Origin of the sequence: Microbacterium sp. (genome assembly GCF_047602155.1) — a bacterium.
Lineage (GTDB): Bacteria > Actinomycetota > Actinomycetes > Actinomycetales > Microbacteriaceae > Microbacterium.
In genome coordinates, this window is record NZ_JASGHZ010000001.1 from 84077 (window position 1) to 104065 (window position 19989).

Annotated in this window: 14 protein-coding genes; 9 read left to right on the forward strand and 5 right to left on the reverse strand. The window is 71.4% G+C overall.

The window, feature by feature from the left end:
- The first annotated feature begins 89 nt into the window (after positions 1-89).
- The 3 genes from QM720_RS00400 to QM720_RS00410 all read left to right on the forward strand — a co-directional run bounded on the left by QM720_RS00400 (position 90) and on the right by QM720_RS00410 (position 3478).
- Positions 90-1367 (forward strand): glutamyl-tRNA reductase, encoded by a 1278-nt coding sequence (locus tag QM720_RS00400; protein ID WP_415123997.1) that lies wholly within the window; start codon positions 90-92, stop codon positions 1365-1367.
- Positions 1364-2365 (forward strand): LacI family DNA-binding transcriptional regulator, encoded by a 1002-nt coding sequence (locus tag QM720_RS00405; RefSeq protein ID WP_415123999.1) that lies wholly within the window; start codon positions 1364-1366, stop codon positions 2363-2365. The genes QM720_RS00400 and QM720_RS00405 overlap by 4 nt, the downstream gene beginning before the upstream one ends.
- A 771-nt stretch (positions 2366-3136) precedes the next feature.
- A complete protein-coding gene (locus QM720_RS00410; protein WP_415124002.1) occupies positions 3137-3478 on the forward strand; it encodes a hypothetical protein in 342 nt (113 codons plus the stop codon).
- Between the two features lie 6 nt (positions 3479-3484).
- Here QM720_RS00410 and QM720_RS00415 read toward each other — a convergent pair whose 3' ends face one another.
- The 3 genes from QM720_RS00415 to QM720_RS00425 form a co-directional block, all read right to left on the reverse strand.
- On the reverse strand, positions 3485-4369 hold the full coding sequence (locus QM720_RS00415) for a TatD family hydrolase (protein ID WP_415124004.1): 885 nt from the start codon (positions 4367-4369) through the stop codon (positions 3485-3487).
- Positions 4370-4493: 124 nt separating this feature from the next.
- Positions 4494-6098 (reverse strand): methionine--tRNA ligase, encoded by a 1605-nt coding sequence (gene metG, locus QM720_RS00420; RefSeq protein ID WP_415124006.1) that lies wholly within the window; start codon positions 6096-6098, stop codon positions 4494-4496.
- 50 nt (positions 6099-6148) lie between these two features.
- Complete coding sequence (locus tag QM720_RS00425; RefSeq protein WP_415124008.1) at positions 6149-7162, reverse strand: LacI family DNA-binding transcriptional regulator; 1014 nt, start codon at positions 7160-7162, stop codon at positions 6149-6151.
- 151 nt (positions 7163-7313) lie between these two features.
- On the opposite strand from QM720_RS00425, the gene QM720_RS00430 reads away from it, so the two are divergent.
- The 4 genes from QM720_RS00430 to QM720_RS00445 all read left to right on the forward strand — a co-directional run bounded on the left by QM720_RS00430 (position 7314) and on the right by QM720_RS00445 (position 13173).
- Complete coding sequence (locus tag QM720_RS00430) at positions 7314-9344, forward strand: beta-galactosidase (RefSeq protein ID WP_415124010.1); 2031 nt, start codon at positions 7314-7316, stop codon at positions 9342-9344.
- A gap of 34 nt (positions 9345-9378) precedes the next feature.
- The gene (locus QM720_RS00435) at positions 9379-10614 is read left to right on the forward strand and encodes a sugar ABC transporter substrate-binding protein (protein ID WP_415124012.1); all 1236 of its coding nucleotides are present in this window, start codon (positions 9379-9381) and stop codon (positions 10612-10614) included.
- A 61-nt stretch (positions 10615-10675) separates the two neighbouring features.
- Positions 10676-12253 (forward strand): ABC transporter permease subunit, encoded by a 1578-nt coding sequence (locus QM720_RS00440; protein WP_415124014.1) that lies wholly within the window; start codon positions 10676-10678, stop codon positions 12251-12253.
- Positions 12253-13173: a sugar ABC transporter permease gene (locus QM720_RS00445; RefSeq protein ID WP_415124016.1), complete on the forward strand. Its 921-nt coding sequence runs from the start codon at positions 12253-12255 to the stop codon at positions 13171-13173. The genes QM720_RS00440 and QM720_RS00445 overlap by 1 nt, the downstream gene beginning before the upstream one ends.
- Here QM720_RS00445 and rsmI read toward each other — a convergent pair.
- Entirely contained in the window at positions 13163-13987 is an 825-nt protein-coding gene (gene rsmI, locus QM720_RS00450) for a 16S rRNA (cytidine(1402)-2'-O)-methyltransferase (protein ID WP_415124018.1), read from the reverse strand. The genes QM720_RS00445 and rsmI overlap by 11 nt on opposite strands.
- A gap of 23 nt (positions 13988-14010) precedes the next feature.
- Here rsmI and QM720_RS00455 point away from each other — a divergent pair, with 23 nt between their 5' ends.
- Both QM720_RS00455 and hrpA read left to right on the forward strand, forming a co-directional pair.
- Positions 14011-15642 carry a dolichyl-phosphate-mannose--protein mannosyltransferase gene (locus QM720_RS00455; RefSeq protein ID WP_415124020.1) on the forward strand — a complete coding sequence of 544 codons (1632 nt, stop codon included), beginning with the start codon at positions 14011-14013 and terminating at the stop codon, positions 15640-15642.
- Positions 15643-15674: 32 nt separating this feature from the next.
- On the forward strand, positions 15675-19607 hold the full coding sequence (gene hrpA, locus QM720_RS00460; RefSeq protein WP_415124022.1) for an ATP-dependent RNA helicase HrpA: 3933 nt from the start codon (positions 15675-15677) through the stop codon (positions 19605-19607).
- A 3-nt stretch (positions 19608-19610) separates the two neighbouring features.
- Here hrpA and QM720_RS00465 read toward each other — a convergent pair whose 3' ends face one another.
- Positions 19611-19823, reverse strand: a complete 213-nt coding sequence (locus QM720_RS00465) for a hypothetical protein (RefSeq protein WP_415124024.1) — start codon at positions 19821-19823, stop codon at positions 19611-19613.
- Positions 19824-19989 lie beyond the last annotated feature (166 nt).

A 19989-nucleotide genomic window follows, 5' to 3' on the forward strand; every position in this document is an offset into this window, starting at 1 on the left:
GCGAAGAGATGATGATGCTCCGAGTTAATCGTTATACTTCCTCGAGAATCCTAGCGCCGATCCGAACCGATCCCGAACGAGAGGCTCCCGTGCTCGTCTGCCTCACCGCCCACCAGCGCACCACGCCGCTCGAGGCGCTGGAGCGCCTGTCGGTGGTCGGCGAGGCCGCAGCGACCGAGCTGACGGGTGCGCACGACACGATCCGCGGCGCCGTCGTGCTGTCGACCTGCAACCGCTTCGAGGCGTACTTCGACCTGGCCGACGGCCCCGACGACGTCTCACCGGTGCCGGCGATGGATGCCGCCGTCCAGCGCCTCGCCGAGCTTGCCGACCTGCCCTTCCGCGACGTGCGCGAGACCGTCGACTTCGCGCACGGCAACCGCGTCGCGCGGCACCTGTTCGCCGTCGCATCCGGGCTCGACTCCGTCGCCGTCGGCGAGGACGAGATCGCCGGTCAGGTGCGCCGCGCGCTCGACGCCGCGCGCCGCGACGGCGTGTCGACCGCACCGCTGGAGCACCTCTTCCAGCGCGCCACCGAGACCTCGCGCGCCGTCAAGAACTCCACGCAGGTCGGCGAATCGGGCCGCTCCCTGGTGCGGCTCGCGATCGAGCTCGCCGGCTCGCGCGTGGGCGCATGGGAGCGGGCGCGCGTGCTGCTGATCGGCACCGGCCGGTACGCGGCGGCATCCCTCGCCGCCCTGCGCGCCGTCGGGGCCGTCGACATCCGCGTGCACTCGCGGTCGGGCAACGACCGCTTCGCGCGCCGCGAGCACCTCACGACCGTGGAAGCCGCGGACCTTGACGCCGAGCTCGCCGACGCCGACGTCATCGTGACCTGCACCACCACGACCGACACCTACGCCGTCACGACGGAGGACCACGCCCGGGCCCGGCGCGCATGCACCTCGACGCAGCTGATCGTCGATCTCGGGATGCCGCGCAACGTCGACCCCGGCATCCGTTCGCTGCCCGGCGTCGAACTGCTCGACCTCGACACGATCCGCGTACACGCGCCGATCGACGACCTCGCGACGCTCGGCGAGGCGCACCTCATCGTGCAGACCGCGGCGATGCGGCACGCGATGGCGCGCCGGGTGCACGAGGTCTCGCCCGCCGTCGTCGACCTGCGCGCGCACGTGCAGGCGGTGCTCGACGGCGAGCTCGAGCGGGTTCGAGGCGCGGCCTCCGCCGACGTCGAGGCGGCGCTGCGGCACTTCGCCGGCGTGCTGCTGCACGGGCTCATCGCGCAGGGGCACGGCCTGGCGGCGACGGGCGCGGGGGCGGCGTGGGCCGACGCCGTGCGGACGGTGCTCCCCGCGGACCGGGCGGGCGCCGCGGAGCCGACGGCATCCGGGGACTCGTCATGAGCCGGGTCACGCTCCGCGACGTCGCCTCGCGCGCGGGCGTGTCGACGGCCGCGACGAGCCAGGCCCTCAACGACCGGGGGAGCCTGCGGCCCGAGACCCGCGAGCGCATCAAGGCGATCGCCGCCGAGCTCGGCTACGCGCCCAACCGGCACGCGGCGGCGCTGCGCAGCGGCCGCACGATGACGGTCGGGTTCGTCTTGGCGGGCGGCTCGCTGCAGGACGGCCGCCGCGCCCTGCACCGCGCCCGGCAGCTCGACGCCCTCGTGCAGGCCGGCGCGCAGCGCGGGTTCACCGTCACGGTGCTGCCCGACACGCGCCCCGACCTGCTCACCGGCGCGCAGCTGGACGCCCTGTACTTCCCCGACCCGGCCGACGACCGGGCGATCCTGCGCGAGGCGGTGGCCGCCGGCATCCCGGTCGCGGCGAGCGATCTGTCCGTGCCGGGCGGGCTCACCATCCGCACCGGCTACGCGGCCGCCGTGCGCGCGGGGCTCGGGCTGCTGGCGGGGGCGGGCGCTGCGAGCATCGGATTCCTCGTCGACGACAGCGAGGTGCCGCGCGACCAGGTCGGCGAGAGCGCCTACCTCGCCTGGAGCGCCCTCAACGGCCGCGCGCCCCTCGTCGCCCGGGTCGACGCGGGGCGGCGCCGGCTCATCCCCGCCGTGCACGAACTGCTCGACGCCGGTGCCGACGCGATCTTCGCCTACTGCGAAGAGGGTCCGGAGATCTATCTGCACCTGGAAACCCTCGGCCTCGTGATCCCCCGCGACCTGCAGCTGCTCACCCTGTGCACCGGCGACGGGGCGCTGGACGAGCGCCTCGCGATCACGCACGTGCGCCTGTACCCCGAGCGGGCCGCCGACGTGCTGTTCGGGGCGCTCGACCTCGGCGACCCGGGGGGCGATCCACCCGCGGATGCCGGCCCCGCGGCCACTGCGCCCGGGCTGCTCTCGATCGACCTGCCGTTCGACATCGTCCGCGGCGCGACCACCCGCTGAGCTCGCAGCCGCTCCCACGGCGCCCCTATTCTGAAGGCATGTTGGTCATCGCCCTCACCGCGCTCGTCGCCAGTGCGCTCATCGCGGGCTCGGCGGGGTGGTTCGTCGGCGCCCGAACGGCACGGCGCAGCCGCACGGGAACCGTCATCGCCCGCTACAGCGTGCCCCCGGAGCTTCCTCCGCTCATCGCCGGGCCCATCCTGCGGATACGTCGCCGCCGCGCCTCGGCTCAGATCGTCCATCTCGCCGTCGGCGGTGCGCTGACAGTGGAGGAGAACGTCGCACGGCACGGGCGAGACGGGGCGACCACCACGCTGCGCCTGACCGACCCGGAGCGGGTCGGTGACCCTCTCGACCGCAAGACGCTCGTCACACTCTTCGGCGGAGACACGGCGGGGCTGAAGAAGGTCATGAGCGGCCCCGACCCGGCACTCGCCCACGAGTTGCACCTCCTCGTCGCCTGCGCGGAGAGCGAGGCGATCGAGCGCGGGTATCTCATCCGGACCCGGCCCCGTGCGGCGGTGATCCTGGGCGCCATCGCCTTCGCGTCCGCCGTGCCCGTCCTCCCGCTCATGGCGATGTTCGGCCACGCCGCGAATCTGAGCCCCGCCGACAGCATCCCCGTCTACCTCGCCGCCCTGGCCGGCGTCGCGCTCGGGTTCTTCGCGGTCGCCGAGCGCATCGTGCACACCCCCCCGCGGCACCGAGGCCTACCTCCACCTCCAGGGGGTGCGCGAGTTCATCTCGGTTGCCGAGGAGGATCGCATCCGCATGCTGCAAAGCCACGGCACCGCCGAGCGCAGGGCCGATGGCGAGGTCACGGTGGTGCACCTGTACGAACGGCTGCTGCCGTACGCCGTGCTCTTCGGCATGGCCTCCGACTGGGCCCGGGCGCTCGAGCTGCGCTACGCGGCCGAGGGCGTCGCGCCGGTGTGGTTCCCCGGGGACGGCACCGTCGGCTGGGTCGGAGACGACAGCGGCGCGTTCGACTCGTTCGACAGCGCGTTCGTCGACTTCACCCACACGATCGATGGCGGGGGCGACGGGGGCGGCGGTTTCGGCGGGGGCGACGGCGGCGGCGGTGATGGCGGCGGCGGTGACGGCGGCGGGTGACGCCGGTCAGCCCGCGAACGAGCCGTAGACCTCCAGGGTGTTGGCGGCCAGCTGTGCGCAGAACTCGTCGAGGTCGATGCCGAGCTCGGCGGCCATGAACCGCACCGTCACCGGGATGAGGTAGGGCGCGTTCGGGCGGCCGCGATGCGGCACGGGAGTGAGGAAGGGCGCATCCGTCTCGACGAGGATGCGCTCGCGCGGGGTCACGGCGAGCGCATCGCGCAGGTTCTGCGCGTACTTGAAGGTGACGTTGCCGGCGAACGAGAGCCAGTAGCCGCGGTCGGCGGCGATGCGAGCCATGCCGGCATCCCCGGAGAAGCAATGGAACACGGTCTTCTCGGGCGCCCCGACCCGCTCGAGGGTCTCCAGCACGGCGTCGTGCGCGTCGCGGTCGTGGATCTGCATCGCGAGGTCGTGCTTCTTCGCCAGTGCGATGTGCGCCTCGAAGCTCTCGAACTGCGACGGGATGCCGGCTTCATCGGTGCGGAAGAAGTCCAGCCCCGTCTCGCCGATCGCCCGGACCCGCGGCTGCGCGGCGAGCTCGTCGATCGCCGCGATGGCGTCGTCGAGTATTCCCTGTGCGGCATATGCCGGCGCCTCGTTGGGATGGATGGCCACGGCCGCCAGCACCCGGGGGTGCGCTGCCGCCGCCCACGCCGACCACCGGCTCGACTCGATGTCGCCGCCGGCCTGCACGACCCCGACGACGCCCACGTCCGCGGCACGCGCCAGCTGCTCGTCGAGGCCCAGCCCGCCGTCGGGACCGTCGGCGATCTCCAGGTGCGTGTGGTTGTCGTACACCGGCACGGCCAGCGGTTCGGGCGCGGCCGGGTACGTCACATCGCGCGAGCCCTTCTCGCGTTCGCGGACGTAGTTCGACGGGTCGGTCACCGGGCCACCCCCCTGCTCGCGCTGTCGAAATCAGCACGCGCTGTGCATATTTCAACAGCGCGTGCCGATTTCAGCAGCGCGAAGCGCAGCGGGGCGAAGCGCAGCGGGGCGCGGCGCGGCGGGATCACGCGTCCTGCTCGACGCGGGGGAACAGCGGAGCGAGGCCGTTCACCGACGTGCCGGGCACGAGCTGACCCCACTGGCCGGCGTCCCGCAGCGGCTGGTCGACGAGCCGGCCCGCGTGTCCGAGCGCCACCCAGAGCTTCTCGGTCGCCTCCGGCATGAACGGGCTCAGCAGCACGGCGAGCGCGCGCAGACCCTCGGCGGCGGTGTACAGCACGGTGCCCAGGCGCGCGCGCTGCGCGTCGTCCTTCGCCTGCGCGTCGTCCTTCGCCAGCGCCGAGCCCTTCGCGAGCGCCCAGGGCTCGTTGTCGGTGATGTAGGCGTTGAGGGCATCGACGATCGTCCAGATCGCCGCGATCGCCTCGTCGGGCCGGAACCGCTCCATCGCCGCGTCGGCGGCGGAGGCGGCATCGGCCACCACCCGCTGCACGGCAAGGTCGCCGTCCGCGTACGAGCCCGCGACGGGCACGATCCCCTCGTAGTACCGCTCGATCATGGCGGTCGTGCGCGAGGCGAGGTTGCCGAAGCCGTTGGCGAGCTCGGCCTGGTAACGCGCCGACAGATCCTCCCACGAGAACGAGCCGTCCTGACCGAACGCGATCGCCGACAGGAAGTAGAACCGGTACGCGTCCGACCCGAACACGTCGGTGATCTCGGTCGGCGCGATGCCGGTGAGCTTCGACTTGCTCATCTTCTCGCCGCCCACGAGCAGCCAGCCGTGCGCGAACACGCCGCGCGGCACGTCGAGCCCGGCAGCCATGAGCATGGCCGGCCAGATGACGGCGTGGAAGCGCAGGATGTCCTTGCCGACGACGTGGTAGGCGGGCCAGCGCCGCGCGAACTGCTCGGGGTCGGTGCCGTATCCCACGGCGGTCGCGTAGTTCAGCAGGGCATCCACCCACACGTAGATGACGTGCGAGGGATCCCACGGCACCGTGATGCCCCAGTCGAACGCCGACCGCGAGATCGACAGATCCTTCAGTCCGCTGCGCACGAACGACACGACCTCGTTGCGCGCCGACTCCGGGCGCACGAAGTCGGGCACCGTCTTGTACAGCTCGAGGAGGCGATCCTGAAACTCGCTGAGCTTGAAGAAGTAGTTCTTCTCCTGCAGCAGCTCCAGCGGCTTGGAGTGGATCGCGCAGACCTTGAGCCCCTCGAACGCACCGGTGCCGTCGACGATCTCCGCCTCGGGCTTGAACTCCTCGCAGCCCACGCAATACAGCGCCTCGTACTCGCCGGCGTAGATGTGGCCGCGGTCATAGAGCGCCTGCACGAACTGCTGCACGCGCTCTTCGTGGCGCGGCTGGGTCGTGCGGATGAAGTCGTCGTTGGCGACGTCGAGGGTCTCCAGCAGCGGGAACCACGAACCGGTGACGAGCCGGTCGACCCACTCCTGCGGCGTGACGCCGTTGGCGGCGGCGGCGCGGAGCATCTTCTGGCCGTGCTCGTCGGTGCCGGTGAGCATCCAGGTGTCGTCGCCCGCCTGGCGGTGCCAGCGCGCGAGCGCGTCGACGGCGACCGACGTGTACCCGTGACCGATGTGCGGCAGGTCGCTCGGGTAGTAGATCGGCGTCGTGATGTAGAAAGACTGGCCTGAACTCACCCGACGATTCTAGAGGGGACGGATGCCGCCTCCCTCGCGTGTGACGCCGGTCACGCCGACGCGCGCACGACGAGGGTCGTCGGCAGCGCGACGGCCTCGCGGGGCGTGCCCGAGATGACGTCGAGGAGCATGTCGACCATCGTCGAGCTGATCTGCGCCCAGGGCTGACGCACGGTCGTCAACGGCGGCTGATGCGTCGCGGCGAGGCCGGAGTCGTCGAATCCGGCGACGGCGACGTCTTCGGGCACGCGCCGGCCGGCGCGGCGCAGGGCCGCGATCGCGCCGACGGCCATGACGTCGCTCGCCGCGAAGACGGCGTCGATGTCGGGCGCGCGCTCGAGCAGGCGCGTCATGGCGGCATCCCCGCTCACGCTCTCGTAGCTGCCGTGTTCGACGAGCTGCGGATCGAAGCGGTCGCCCAGCTCGTCACGGAACCCGACGAGGCGGAACCGGCCACCGGGGGTATCGGTCGGCCCGGCGATCAGCGCGATGCGCCGGTGCCCCCGGTCCATGAGGTAGCGCGTCATCATCCGCGCTGACCCGGCCTCGTCGACGGCGACGTTCGGCACCGTCGCCTCGGCGCCGATCGGGATGCCGGTGCACACCGTCGGCACGCCGGCGGCGACGAGCGAGGCCAGCAGCGAGTCGGATTCGTGCGACGAGACCAGCAGCACGCCGTCGACGTGCCCGGCGCGGACGTAGCGTTCGACGTTCGCCCGCTCCTGCGGAGTGTCGGCGATGAGCAGCACGAGCGTCATCGAGCGCTCGGCGAGCGTCGCGGTGGCACCGCGCAGCAGCAGCGCGAACGTGGGGTCGGAGAACAGCAGGTGCTGAGGCTCGGTGAGCAGGAATGCGATCGAGCCCGAACGGCCGGTCGCGAGGCTCCGGGCGGCGTGGTTGGCGGTGTAACCCGTCGTGCGGATCGCCTCTTCGACGGCGGCGCGCGCCTCGGGCGACACCCAGTGCCCGCCGTTGATCACGCGCGACACCGTGCCGTGCGAGACCCCGGCCACGGCCGCGACGTCGCGGATCGTCGGCTTTCGGGTGCTGTCGGTGGATCCCACGAGAGCCGACTCTACTGGACACCGGAGAAAAACCTGTGACCGGTCACAGTTGGGTAACGAAACCCCGCCTCCCGCGGATCGTCTGCGTATGATCGACGCGAAGCTGTGACCGGTCACAGTGCACGCGAGGGACGATGAGGAAACCCCACGGATGAGCGCCACCCCCCTGTCGGACGTTCGCAGGCCCGCGCTGCGCTGGCCCGAGCTTTCCGGCATCGCCTTCGGCGGCGACTACACCCCCGAGCAGTGGAGCCGCGAGGTCTGGCACGAGGATGTCGCGCTCATGCGCGCGGCGGGCGTCAACCTCGTCAGCATCGGCATCTTCGCCTGGGGCCTCATCGAGGTGCGCGAAGGCGAGTTCGACTTCGCGTGGCTCGACGAGGTCATCGGGCTGCTGCACGAGAACGGCATCTCCATCGACCTCGGCACCCCGACGGCCTCTCCCCCGGCCTGGTTCTTCGCGAACCACCCCGACGCCCGCCCCGTCACGCGCGACGGCGTCGCCCTCGGGTTCGGCGCGCGCGGCATGGCCTCGCATTCCGCCCCGGCGTATCGCGAGGCCGCCGTGCGCGTCGCGACCGCACTGGCCCGGCGGTACGGCCACCACCCCGCCGTCGTGCTCTGGCACGTGCACAACGAATACGGCGTGCCGGTGGGCGAGGACTTCTCGGCACACGCCGTACGCGCGTGGCGCGGCTGGCTGCAGGAACGCTACGGCACGCTCGACGCGCTCAATACGGCGTGGGGCACCGCGTTCTGGGGCCAGCACTACGGCCAGTGGGAGCACGTCGGCGCCCCCGCGGCGGCGGCCAGCGTCGTCAACCCCGCGCAACGCCTGGACTACGCGCGCTTCACCGACCACCAGCTGCGGCAGTGCTTCATCGCCGAGCGCGACGCGATCCGCGCGCACAGCGACCGCCCCGTCACGACCAACTTCATGGCGAACCAGCACAACGGCTGCGACCTGTGGAAGTGGGCCGCCGAGGTCGACATCGTCTCCGACGACCACTACCTCTGGGCCGCCGACGAAGACGGCGAGATCGGGCTGGCGATCGCCGCCGACCTCACCCGCTCGGTCGCCGGCGGCAATCCGTGGCTGCTCATGGAGCACTCCACTTCGGCCGTCAACTGGCAGCCGCGCAACGTCGCCAAGCGCCCCGGCGAGATGGCCCGCAACTCCCTGTCGCATTTCGGGCGCGGGGCCGACGGCATCCTGTTCTTCCAGTGGCGCGCCTCCCGTTCGGGAGCGGAGAAGTTCCACTCGGCGATGCTGCCGCACGCCGGCCACGCCTCGCGCGTGTTCCGCGAGGTCACCGCGCTGGGCGCGAAGCTCGGTCGGCTCGGCGAGGTGCGCGGCTCGCGCGTGCACGCCGACGTCGCGATCCTCTGGGACTACGAGTCGTTCTGGGCGCAGGACCTGGAGTGGCGGCCCAGCGAAGACCTCGACTACGCCGAGCGCGTGCGCGCCTTCTACGCGCAGCTGTGGCGCGACGGCATCACGGTCGATTTCGCCCTCCCCGGTCATGACCTCTCGGGCTACCGCCTGGTGATCGCGCCCGCGCAGTACCTGCTGACCACGGCGGATGCCGACAACCTCTCCGCGTTCGTCGGGGGCGGCGGCACCCTCGTGGTCTCGTACTTCAGCGGCATCGTCGACGAGAACGACGCCGTGCACGCCGGCGGCTTCGGCGCGCCCCTCGCGGCGACGCTCGGGCTGCGCGTCGAAGAGCACCTGCCGCTGCGCGCCGGGCATGTCGCGCCGATCGTCTTCGACGACTCGACCTACCCCGCCGACGTCTGGCAGGAAGATCTCGTGCTGACCACCGCCGAGCCGCGCGCGATCGCCCTCGACGGGCCCGCCGCGGGCGGGGCCGCCGTGACGCGCAACGTCTCCGGCGCCGGGACGGCCTGGTACGTGAGCACGCGGCCGGGCGCCGCGGGGCTGGCCGCGATCCTGCACGCCGTCTACGCCGATGCGGGGCTGGCCCCGAGCGCCGTGCCCGCCGGCGTCGAGGTGATCCGCCGCCGCGGCGACGAGGCCGACTACGTCACCGTGATCAACCACACGACCGCGGCCCAGACGTTGACGATTTCCGGGACGGACCTGCTGACAGGCACCGTCGCGGAGGGAACCCTGACGGTGACAGGGGGCGACGTCGCCGTCGTCCGATCACCACGCTGAGAACAACTGCCACACCACAACAGAAGGAAGAACCATGCGCAAGATGGCCATCGGCGTCGCGACGATCGCGACCGCCACCCTGCTGCTCGCGGGCTGCTCCAGCAGCTCCCCCGAGCCCTCCGACACCGACGACGCGATCGACGCGAGCGGCGTGACCCTCACGGTCTGGACCGACGCGAACCGCGAGCCGGCGATCACGGCCGCGGCGAAGGCGTTCGAAGACGCGACGGGCGGCAAGATCGAGCTCGTCCAGAAGAACTTCGACGACATCCGCAACGACTTCATCAACCAGGTCCCCACCGGCGAGGGGCCCGACATCACGATCGGCGCGCACGACTGGCTCGGCGCCCTGGTGCAGGCCGGTGTCGTCTCGACGATCGACCTCGGCGATGTCGCCGGCGAGTTCGAGCAGGTTGCGCTGGACGCCATGACCTACGACGGCCAGTTGTACGCGCTGCCGTACTCGCTGGAGACGATCGCGCTCATCCAGAACACCGACCTCGTCGGCGAGGACGCCCCCGCGACCTTCGACGACATGATCGCCACGGCACAGGCCGCGGGCGCCGAGCGTCCGTTCGTGATCAACACCAGCGGCCAGACCGGTGACGCCTACACGATGTACGGCTTCCAGACCTCGTTCGGCGCCCCGGTGTTCCAGCAGGATGCCTCGGGCAGCTACACCTCCGAGGTCGGCATGGGCGGCGATGCGGGCACCGCGTTCGCGCAGTGGCTCGGCGCCAACGGCGAGACCGGCACCGGCTTCATCTCCACGACGATCGACTACGACACCAACAACGAGCTGTTCGCCTCGGGCAAGGCCGCCTACACGGTCCAGGGTCCCTGGGCCGTCGCGACGCTGACCGCGCAGGGCGTCAACATCAAGGTGAACCCGATCCCGTCGGCCGGCGGCGAGACGGCGGCGCCGTTCGTGGGCGTGCAGGGCTTCTACATCAGCTCGCAGAGCAAGAACCAGCTGGTCGCGCAGGAGTTCCTGACCACCTACCTCGCCACCTACGACGCCCAGAAGGCGCTGTACGAGGCCGACCCGCGCATCCCGGCGTGGACCGACCTGGCCGACGAGGTCTCCTCCGACCCGGTGATCGCCGGCTTCCTCGCGTCGTCGAAGAACGGCGTGCCGATGCCCTCGATCCCCGAGATGGGTTCGGTCTGGGATCTCTGGAACGCCGCTCAGGTGCAGATCATCAAGGGCGCCGACCCCGCCTCGACCTGGTCGACGATGGTCAGCGACCTCGAAGCCGCCATCGGCTGATCCCCGTCCGGGGGTGGGCACGACGCCCACCCCCGGACCCCTTTCGACGAAGGAGATGCGCATGACGGTTCCGCAGACCTCGCAGTCGCACGGCCGCACCTGGAACGGCCCCGGCTGGGGATTCCTCGTGAAGCTGGCGATCATGGGCGCGATCAACGCCTTCGGCATCATGGGCATCTTCGCGGCTTTCCAGGCCGAGTCGTGGCTCATCCTCGCCGCCGCGGTCATCGTGCTGGTCGCCGCCGACATCGTCTACTTCACCAAGCGCGCGCTGCCGCTGAAGTACCTCATGCCGGGGCTGGCGTTCCTGCTGGTGTTCCAGGTGTTCATCTTCGCCTACACCGCCTACATCGCCTTCACGAACTACGGCGCGGGGCACGTCGGCTCGCAGGAGCAGGCCGTGCAGGCAGCCCTCGGCCAGGGCGAGCGCCGCGTCGACGGATCCCCCACGTACCCCCTGACCGTCGTCGAGCAGAACGGCGAGCTGGGCTTCGCGATCACCGACGACGGCCAGATCAAGGCCGGCTCGGCCGACCAGCCGCTGGAGGTCGTCGGCGACGCGACCGGCTCCGGAGCGCCGCAGGAGGTGCCGGGCTGGAACGTCGTGTCCCGCAACGCCCTCATCGGCGACCCGGCGATGCAGCAGGCCGTCGTCGACCTGCGCGTGCCCGTCTCGGACGACCCCAACGACGGGTCGCTGCGCACGCGCGACGCGACCAGCGCGTCGATCTACCTCTCCACGATGACGTGGGATGCCGACACCCAGACCATCACCGACACGACCACCGGCACGGTGTACCGCGCGACGGCGATGGGCAACTTCGTCTCCGACGACGGTCAGACCCTGCCGACCGGCTGGACCGTGAACGTCGGGTTCGACAACTTCGTGCGCCTGTTCACCGACCCCGCGATGTTCCAGCCGCTCGCGCTCGTGACCCTGTGGACGTTCGCGTGGGCGCTGCTGTCGGTGGCGATCCCGTTCGCCCTGGGGCTGCTGTTCGCGATCATCTTCAACGACGAGCGCGTCAAGGGTCGCAAGGTTCTGCGGACGCTGTTCATCCTCCCCTACGCCTTCCCCGCGTTCATGTCGGCGCTGCTGTTCCGCGGCATGTTCAACGCCGAGTTCGGCGTCATCAACGAGTTCTTCTTCGGCGGCGCGAACATCGACTGGCTGGGAGATCCGTGGCTCGCCCGCGTCGCCGTGCTGTTCGTGAACGTCTGGCTGACCTATCCGTACTACTTCCTGGTGTGCACCGGCGCGATCCAGGCGCTGCCGTCCGACGCCCTGGAGGCGGCATCCATCGACGGCGCCGGCCGCACCCGCCAACTGCGGTCGATCATCCTGCCGCTCGTGCTCGTGGCCACCGCGCCCCTGCTGATCTCGTCGTTCGCGTTCAGCTTCAACAACTTCACGGTCATCTACATGTTCAACAACGGCGGCCCGGCGATACCGGGCGCACCGTACGCGCTCGGCGCGACCGACATCCTGATCTCGGCGATCTGGGACATCTCCGGCGTCTCCGGCGGCAAGGCCGACTACGGACTTGCCAGCGCCCTGTCGATCCTCGTGTTCATCGTCGTCGGCATCATCTCCGCCATCGCGTTCCGCCAGACCAAGAAGCTCGAGGAGTACCAGTGATGTCCGCTCCCGCCACCCCCACCGCCCGCGAGGCGCGCGCCGTCGTCACCCTCGACCCGGGTCGCCGGGCCGCCGTGCGTCGGCGCTGGCTGCTCCACGTGGGCTGGAAGTACCTCGTCGCCGCCGGCATCCTCTTCTACGCGATGTTCCCGCTCGTGTACGTGCTGTCGGCCTCGCTGAACCCCGGTGGGAGCCTCGCCGCCAGCAACACCCTGTTCCGCGCGTTCGACCTGTCCAACTACGCCGCCCTCGCCGACACGCGCTACTGGACCTGGTACGGCAACACGCTCGTCGTCGGCATCTCCGCCGCCGTCGGCGCCGTGCTCATGGGCGCTGCGGCCGCCTACGCCTTCTCGCGCTTCCGCTTCACCGGCCGCCGCGTGGGGCTCACGGCGCTGCTCATCATCCAGATGTTCCCGCAGGCGCTCGCGTTCGTCGCGATCTTCCTCATGCTGCTCGCCCTCGGCGAGGTGTTTCCGCTGCTCGGGCTGAACTCGAAGGTGGCGCTGATCTGCGTGTACCTCGGCGGCGCGCTCGGCGTGAACACCTTCCTCATGTACGGGTTCTTCAACACGATCCCGACCGAGCTCGACGAGTCGGCGAAGATCGACGGCGCCAGCCACGCCCAGATCTTCTGGCGCATCATCATGCCGCTCGTCACGCCGATCCTCGCGGTGGTCGCGCTGCTGGCCTTCATCGCCTCGTTCGGCGACTACATCATCTCCAAGATCGTGCTGGTCTCGGAGGACAACTGGACCCTCGCCGTCGGCATGTTCCAGTGGGTGTCGAACCAGCTCTCCAGCAACTGGGGTCTGTTCGCGGCCGGTGCGATCCTCGCCTCGGTGCCGGTGCTGGTGCTGTTCCTGTCGCTGCAGCGCTACATCATCGGCGGGCTGACCGCCGGCTCGGTCAAGGGCTGACGCGCGCCGCGAGCACCGCCTGATACAGGTCGCGGCTGGACAGCCCGGTCTGCGTCGCGACCTCGGCGGCGGCATCCTTCAACCGGATGCCGGTGTCCACGAGCCGCTGCACCTGCGCGAGGGCGTCCTCTTCCGACACGGCGCGTGCCGGCGCGCCGCCCACGACGACGACGATCTCGCCGCGGACGCCGCCGCGCGCCCAGACCGCGAGCGCGCCGAGCCCGTCGCGCACGACCTCCTCGTGCAGCTTCGTCAGCTCGCGGCACACCGCCGCGGGCCGGTCGGCGCCGAACGCCTCCGCCATCGCGGCGAGGGTCTCGCCCAGGCGCGACGGCGCCTCGAAGAACACCATCGTGCGCGGCTCGGCCGACAGAGCCGACAGAGCCCGGCGCCGCTCCCCCGGCTTGCGCGGCGAGAAGCCCTCGAACGTGAACCGGTCGGTCGGCAGCCCCGCGACGGCGAGCGCCGTGACGACCGCGCTCGGCCCGGGCAGCGCCGTGACCGCGACCCCCTGCGCTGCGGCCGCGGCGACGAGGGCGAACCCCGGGTCGCTGACGGTCGGCATCCCGGCGTCGCTGAGCACCAGCACGTCTTCGTCGCGCGCCCGCTCGACGAGCTCGGCGGCACGCTGCTTCTCGTTGTGGTCGTGCAGCGCGATCAGCCGCGGCCGGTTCGCGATGCCGAGCCCCTGCAGCAGGCGCTGCGTCGTGCGGGTGTCCTCCGCAGCGATGACGCTCGCGCCCTCCAGCGCCGCGACCAGGCGCGCCGACGCGTCGCCGAGATTGCCGATGGGCGTCGCGGCGAGGATGATCACCGCCCCAGCATAGGCTTGTGCGCGTGACGACGACCGCCGAACCCCTGCTGCCGACGCGGCCGACGGCCGTCTCGTTCGCCGACCGGTGGCGCGAACGCGTCGCGCTCGACCCTCGCCTGCAACGCCTGTACGGGTGGCTGGCGCCGACGCTCGTGACGCTGCTGGCCGCCGTGCTGCGGCTGTGGAACCTCGGCCACCCGCACAAGCTCGTCTTCGACGAGACCTACTACGTCAAGGATGCCTGGAGCCAGTGGATCCTCGGCTACGCCGCCAGCTGGCCCGACGACGCCAACGCCCGGTTCGAGGCGGGCGAGACGAACATCTTCACGACCGACCCGAGCTTCGTCGTGCATCCGCCCCTGGGCAAGTACCTGATCGGACTGGGGATGTGGCTGTTCGGGCCGGACAGCTCGTTCGGCTGGCGCGTCGCGACGGCCCTGTGCGGCACGGCGTGCGTGCTGGTGCTGTTCTTCCTCGCCAAGGCGCTGACGAACTCGACCCTGTTCGGGGCGGTGGCCTCGTTCCTCCTCGCCATCGACGGGCTCGGCATCGTGATGAGCCGGGTCGCGCTGCTCGACATCTTCCTCACCTTCTTCGTCCTGCTCGCCTTCTGGTTCGCGGTGCTCGACCGGCGCACGCGCCTCGACCGGCTCGCCGCCGCCACGGTCGCGCGCGCTCGCGAGGGTGAGCCCCCGCGCTGGGGCGCCGTGCTGTGGAACCGGCCGTGGGTGGTCGCCGCCGGCGCGGCGGCGGGCGCCGCGACCGCCGTGAAGTGGTCGGGCGTGTGGGTGGTCGCCGCGATCGGCCTCTACCTCGTCGTCACCGATGCCCTGGAGCGTCGCCGCCTCGGTGTGGTGTTCTGGCCGATGGATGCCGCGCGCCAGGGCGCGGCATCCTTCGTGCTGCTCGTCCCGGTGGCGTTCGTCGTCTACCTCGCGTCGTGGACGGGGTGGCTCGCCACCGACGGCGGCTACGGCCGCCACCTCGCCGAGGCCGACCCCGCGACCGGGATCTTCGCGTGGGTGCCGGTGTCGCTGCAGAGCCTATGGCAGTACCACGTCACGATCTACAACTCGATGACCGGCATGACCTCGCCGCACCCCTACGAGAGCCCCGCCTGGCAGTGGCCGCTGCTGTGGCGCCCGACGGCGATGTACTCGTACGCGACGGCCGACGGGCAGAGCGGCTGCGCCGGCGGCGACAACGGCTGCCTCCAGATCCTCTACAGCATGCCCAATCCGCTGCTGTGGTACGCGTCGATCGCCGCGGCCCTCTTCCTCGCGTACCGCTTCGTCGTCGCGCGCGACTGGCGGCACGCGGTCGTGCTGACCGGGATCGCGGCGACCTGGGCGCCGTGGCTGGTGTACCCCGAGCGCACGGTTTTCCAGTTCTACACGATCGTGATCTGGCCGTTCCTGCTGATCGCGCTGACCTTCGCGCTGCGCGAGGTCGCGTCGGGCTTCCCCTCGCGCGCGCGGGCGGATGCCGACTCCGCCGCCGTGTCGGCCGACCGGCGCATCGCCGGCCAGCGGGTCGTGCTCGTCTTCCTCGGGGTCGTCATCGTGCTGTCGGTGTTCTGGTACCCGCTGTGGTCGGCGATGCAGGTGCCGTACGAGTTCTACCGCCTGCACAACTGGATGCAGGGCTGGGTGTAGCGCAGCGCCCCGTCGGCTTACGATGGAGGGCTATGCCTTCCGCCGAGCCCGTGATCTCCTACCCGCCGGAGCTGCCCGTCAGCGCCGCGCGGGACGAGATCGCGCGCGCCATCGCGGCGCACCAGGTCGTGATCGTGGCCGGTGCGACCGGATCGGGCAAGACGACGCAGCTGCCGAAGATCGCCCTCGAGCTCGGCCGCACCTCCATCGCGCACACGCAGCCCCGCCGCATCGCCGCCCGCACCATCGCCGAGCGCATCGCGCACGAGCTGCAGGTGCCGCTCGGCGGCGCCGTCGGCTACAAGGTGCGTTTCACCGACCAGGTCTCGCCCGACACGAGAATCGCGCTCGTCACCGACGGCATCCTGCTCAACGAGATCCACCGGGATCGGCTGCTGCGCCGCTACGACACGATCATCGTCGACGAGGCGCACGAGCGGTCGCTGAACATCGACTTCCTGCTCGGCTACCTCGCCCGCATCCTCCCCGAGCGCCCCGACCTCAAGGTCATCGTCACTTCGGCCACGATCGACCCGGAGAGCTTCGCGAAGCACTTCACGCGCCCTCCAGCCACCGCCACGGTCGTTGAGCGAGCGCAGCGAGACGAAACGCAGCCCGTCCCGATCATCGAGGTCTCCGGCCGCACCTACCCCGTCGAGATCCGCTACCGTCCGCACGACGAGATCGCCGCATTCACCGAGGACGACGTCGACACGCTCCTCGCCGCCCTCCGCGAGCTCGACCGCGAACCCGACGGCGACGTGCTGGTGTTCCTGCCCGGCGAGGCCGAGATCCGCGATGCGATGGATGCCGTCCGCGGCATGTACGCGAAGGACGCCCGCCCCACCGAGGTGCTGCCGCTGTACGGGCGCCTGTCGGCGGCCGAGCAGCACCGCGTGTTCGAGCCGTCCGCCGTCGCCGGCATACGCCGCCGGATCATTCTGGCGACGAACGTCGCCGAGACGTCGCTGACGGTTCCCGGCATCCGGTACGTCGTCGACGCCGGTACGGCGCGCATCTCGCGCTACAGCGCGCGCTCGAAGGTGCAGCGCCTGCCGATCGAGGCGATCTCGCAGGCCTCGGCGCAGCAGCGGTCGGGTCGCGCCGGTCGCACGTCGGCCGGCATCGCCATCCGGCTCTACGCCGAAGACGACTTCGCGGGGCGCCCGGAGTACACCGAGCCCGAGATCACGCGCACCTCGCTCGCGGCGGTCATCCTGCAGATGCTCGCCCTGGGGTTCGGCGACATCGAGGAGTTCCCGTTCCTCACCCCGCCCGACAGCCGCGGGGTGAAGGCGGCGTTCGAGCTGCTGACCGAGCTCGGCGCCGTCACGGGCGCCCGGCGCCTCACGAAGCTCGGCCGCGAGATCGCGCGGCTGCCGATCGACCCCCGCTTCGCACGGATGCTGCTCGAAGCCCGGCGACAGGGCGTCGCCCGCGACGTGCTGGCGATCGTCGCGGGGCTGTCGATCCAGGACGTGCGCGAGCGCCCGTCGGCCGACGACGGCGCCGCCCGCGAAGCCGCCGACCGCCTGCATGCCCGGTTCACCGATCCGACGAGCGACTTCCTCACGCTCCTGAACCTCTGGAACCACCTGCAGGAGCAGCAGCGCGACCTCGGGTCGAGTGCCTTCCGGCGCATGTGCCGCAGCGAGTACCTCAACTATGTACGCGTGCGGGAATGGTTCGACGTGCACCGGCAGCTGCGGCAGCTGATGGGCCGGGACGACCGATCGGCGAACCCGGTGGGCACGGGGACCGCAGACCCCGACCGCATCCATCGCGCGATCCTCGCAGGGCTGCTGTCGCACCTCGGCATCCTCGATACCCGATCGATCGTGAAGCAGAAGCCCACCGACAAGCGCAAGCCGCTCGCCGAGTACCGCGGCGCGCGCGGCACGAAGTTCGCGATCTTCCCCGGCTCGGCCCTGCGCAAGGCGTCGCCCGACGCCGTCATGGCCGCCGAGCTCGTCGAGACCTCGCGCCTGTTCGCCCGCACCGTCGCGGTGATCGACCCGGCCTGGGCCGAAGAGCTCGCCGGGGATCTCGCGCACCGCACGCTCAGCGATCCGCACTGGTCGAAGGATGCCGGTGCCGCCGTCGCCGCCGAGAAGGTGACGCTGTTCGGCGTCGAGATCATCCCCCGCCGTCGCGTGCAGCTGGCCCGCATCGACCGCGAGGGCGCGCGCGAGCTGTTCCTCCGGCATGCGCTCGTCGAGGGCGACTGGAACCCGCCCGCCGACAAGCGCCTGACGGCGTTCGAACGGCGGAACCTGGAGCTGCGTCGCCGGCTGGAGAAGGTCGAGGAGCGCGAGCGCCGCCGCGACATCCTCGTCGGGGACGAGGCCGTCTTCGCCTTCTACGACGCGCGCGTCCCGCGCGACGTCTTCGATGCCCGGTCGTTCGAGTCGTGGTGGCGCGCTGCGCAGGCGGACACGCCGCGCCTGCTCGATCTCACCGAGGCCGACCTCCGGGGTGAGGGGCCCCGCTCCGACGAGAGGGACTTTCCCGGGCGCTGGCAGCAGGGCGACCAGGTGCTGTCGCTCGCGTACCGCTTCGAGCCGGGGAGCCCCGAAGACGGCGTGAGCGTCGTCGTGCCGCTACCGCTGCTGGCGGGCCTGCGCCCCGACGGCTTCGACTGGCAGGTGCCCGGCCTGCGCGCCGAGCTGATCACGGCGTTGCTGCGCGCGCTCCCGAAGGCGATCCGGCGCCACGTCGTGCCCGCCGCCGACTGGGCCGCGAGGCTCGGCGACGAGCTTGCCGGGGCGGGGCCGGAGCGTCACGGGGGCCTGCCCGCACAGACCCTGCGCGCGGCGCTGGCCGCCCGCATCCAGCGCGTCGCGAACCAGCCCGTCACCGCCGCCGACTTCGCCCTCGAGCGTGTGCCGCCGCACCTGACGGTGACGTTCCGCGCTGTCGACCACCGCGGCCGCACGGCCGGGTCGTCGCGCGACCTCGCCGCACTGCAGGCCGAGCTCTCCGGGCGCGCGCGGGATGCCGTCAGCCGTGCCGTCGGCGGCGCTGCGCCGCGCCCGACGGCGCCCGCCCGCCCACCGGCACCGGGCGCCACGGACGAGCGCGGGTCGGACGCCGACCCCGTCGCCGAACGCACCGGCCTCACGACGTGGGACTTCGGCGCACTGCCCGAGGTCGTCGACACGAGAGTCGCCGGCGGGGTCGTGCGCGGGTACCCGGCGCTGGTCGACGAGAAGGATGCCGTCGCCCTGCGCATCGAGGCGACGCCCGAGCGGGCCGCCCGCCTCACGCACGCCGGGGTGCGGCGCCTCCTGCTGCTGGCGGTGCCGTCGCCCGCGCCCTACGTGCTCGAGCACCTGACCGCGGCGGAGAAGCTGTCGCTGGCGGCGTCGCCGTATCCCTCCGCGAAGGCGCTCATCGAAGACGCCCGGGTCGCGGTCGCCGACGCCGTCCTGGCGCGCACGGCGGGGCGCATCCGCACGCCCGAGCAGTTCGCGGCGGCCCGCGACGCGTTCTCGGCATCGGTCGTCGACGAACTGTTCCAGGCGGTCTCGCTGACCGCGCGCATCCTCGGCCTGCAGCGCGAGGTCGAGCGTGCCGTCAAGGCGCAGAACTCGATGACGCTACTCGCGGCGCTCGGCGACGTGAAGGGGCAGCTCGCCGGGCTCGTCTTTCCCGGTTTCGTCTCGCGCACCGGTCTCGACCGGCTGGCGCACCTGCCGCGCTACCTGCAGGCGGCACTGTTCCGGGTGAACGCGCTGGCCGATGGTCCCGGTCGCGACCGGCAGCGGATGACGGAGTTCGAGCGCGCCGCCGCGCTGTACGCCGAGGCGGGCGGGACGGTACCGCTCGAACCCGGCGCCCCGGCGAATCTGACGCGCGCGCGATGGCTGCTGGAGGAGTATCGCGTGAGCCTCTACGCCCAGCAGCTCGGCACGGCGGAGCAGGTGTCGCCGCAGCGCATCGCGAAAGCGCTCGCCGCGGCCTGAGCCCTACGTTGCCACGAAAATCAGCAAGAACACCAGGGCACCGACGAGCACGAACCCAATGATTGCGAGCGCGAGGATCGTCGGGTGCGCCCGCACGGGTGCGCAATTCACGGCATCTTCTGGGGTACCCGTGACGCGAGAGCGACGCAGTCGTCGGACGTTGCCGAGGAGCGCGAGCACCATCATGGAGACAACGAGCCCGAGCGCGAGAACCACCTGTGCAGACACTGTAAAACTTCGCTTTCGGCGCTAACAGCAGATCTTCTTGGAACTCCACGTTAGTCGGTCAACCACCCACAACACGAACGTCCCCGTCGCGCTAAGACCGATGCCTACTGCACCCAGAACGACGCCCGCAGGGGCGCCCGCGATGGTTCCCGTG

Bases quoted from the DNA above. Each gene is read 5' to 3' on its own strand.
- QM720_RS00445 (WP_415124016.1), top strand. From the start codon at position 12,253: ATGTCCGCTCCCGCCACCCCCACCGCCCGCGAGGCGCGCGCCGTCGTC.
- QM720_RS00410 (WP_415124002.1), top strand. From the start codon at position 3,137: ATGCTGCAAAGCCACGGCACCGCCGAGCGCAGGGCCGATGGCGAGGTC.
- hrpA (WP_415124022.1), top strand. From the start codon at position 15,675: ATGCCTTCCGCCGAGCCCGTGATCTCCTACCCGCCGGAGCTGCCCGTC.
- QM720_RS00435 (WP_415124012.1), top strand. From the start codon at position 9,379: ATGCGCAAGATGGCCATCGGCGTCGCGACGATCGCGACCGCCACCCTG.
- QM720_RS00440 (WP_415124014.1), top strand. From the start codon at position 10,676: ATGACGGTTCCGCAGACCTCGCAGTCGCACGGCCGCACCTGGAACGGC.
- QM720_RS00405 (WP_415123999.1), top strand. From the start codon at position 1,364: ATGAGCCGGGTCACGCTCCGCGACGTCGCCTCGCGCGCGGGCGTGTCG.
- QM720_RS00430 (WP_415124010.1), top strand. From the start codon at position 7,314: ATGAGCGCCACCCCCCTGTCGGACGTTCGCAGGCCCGCGCTGCGCTGG.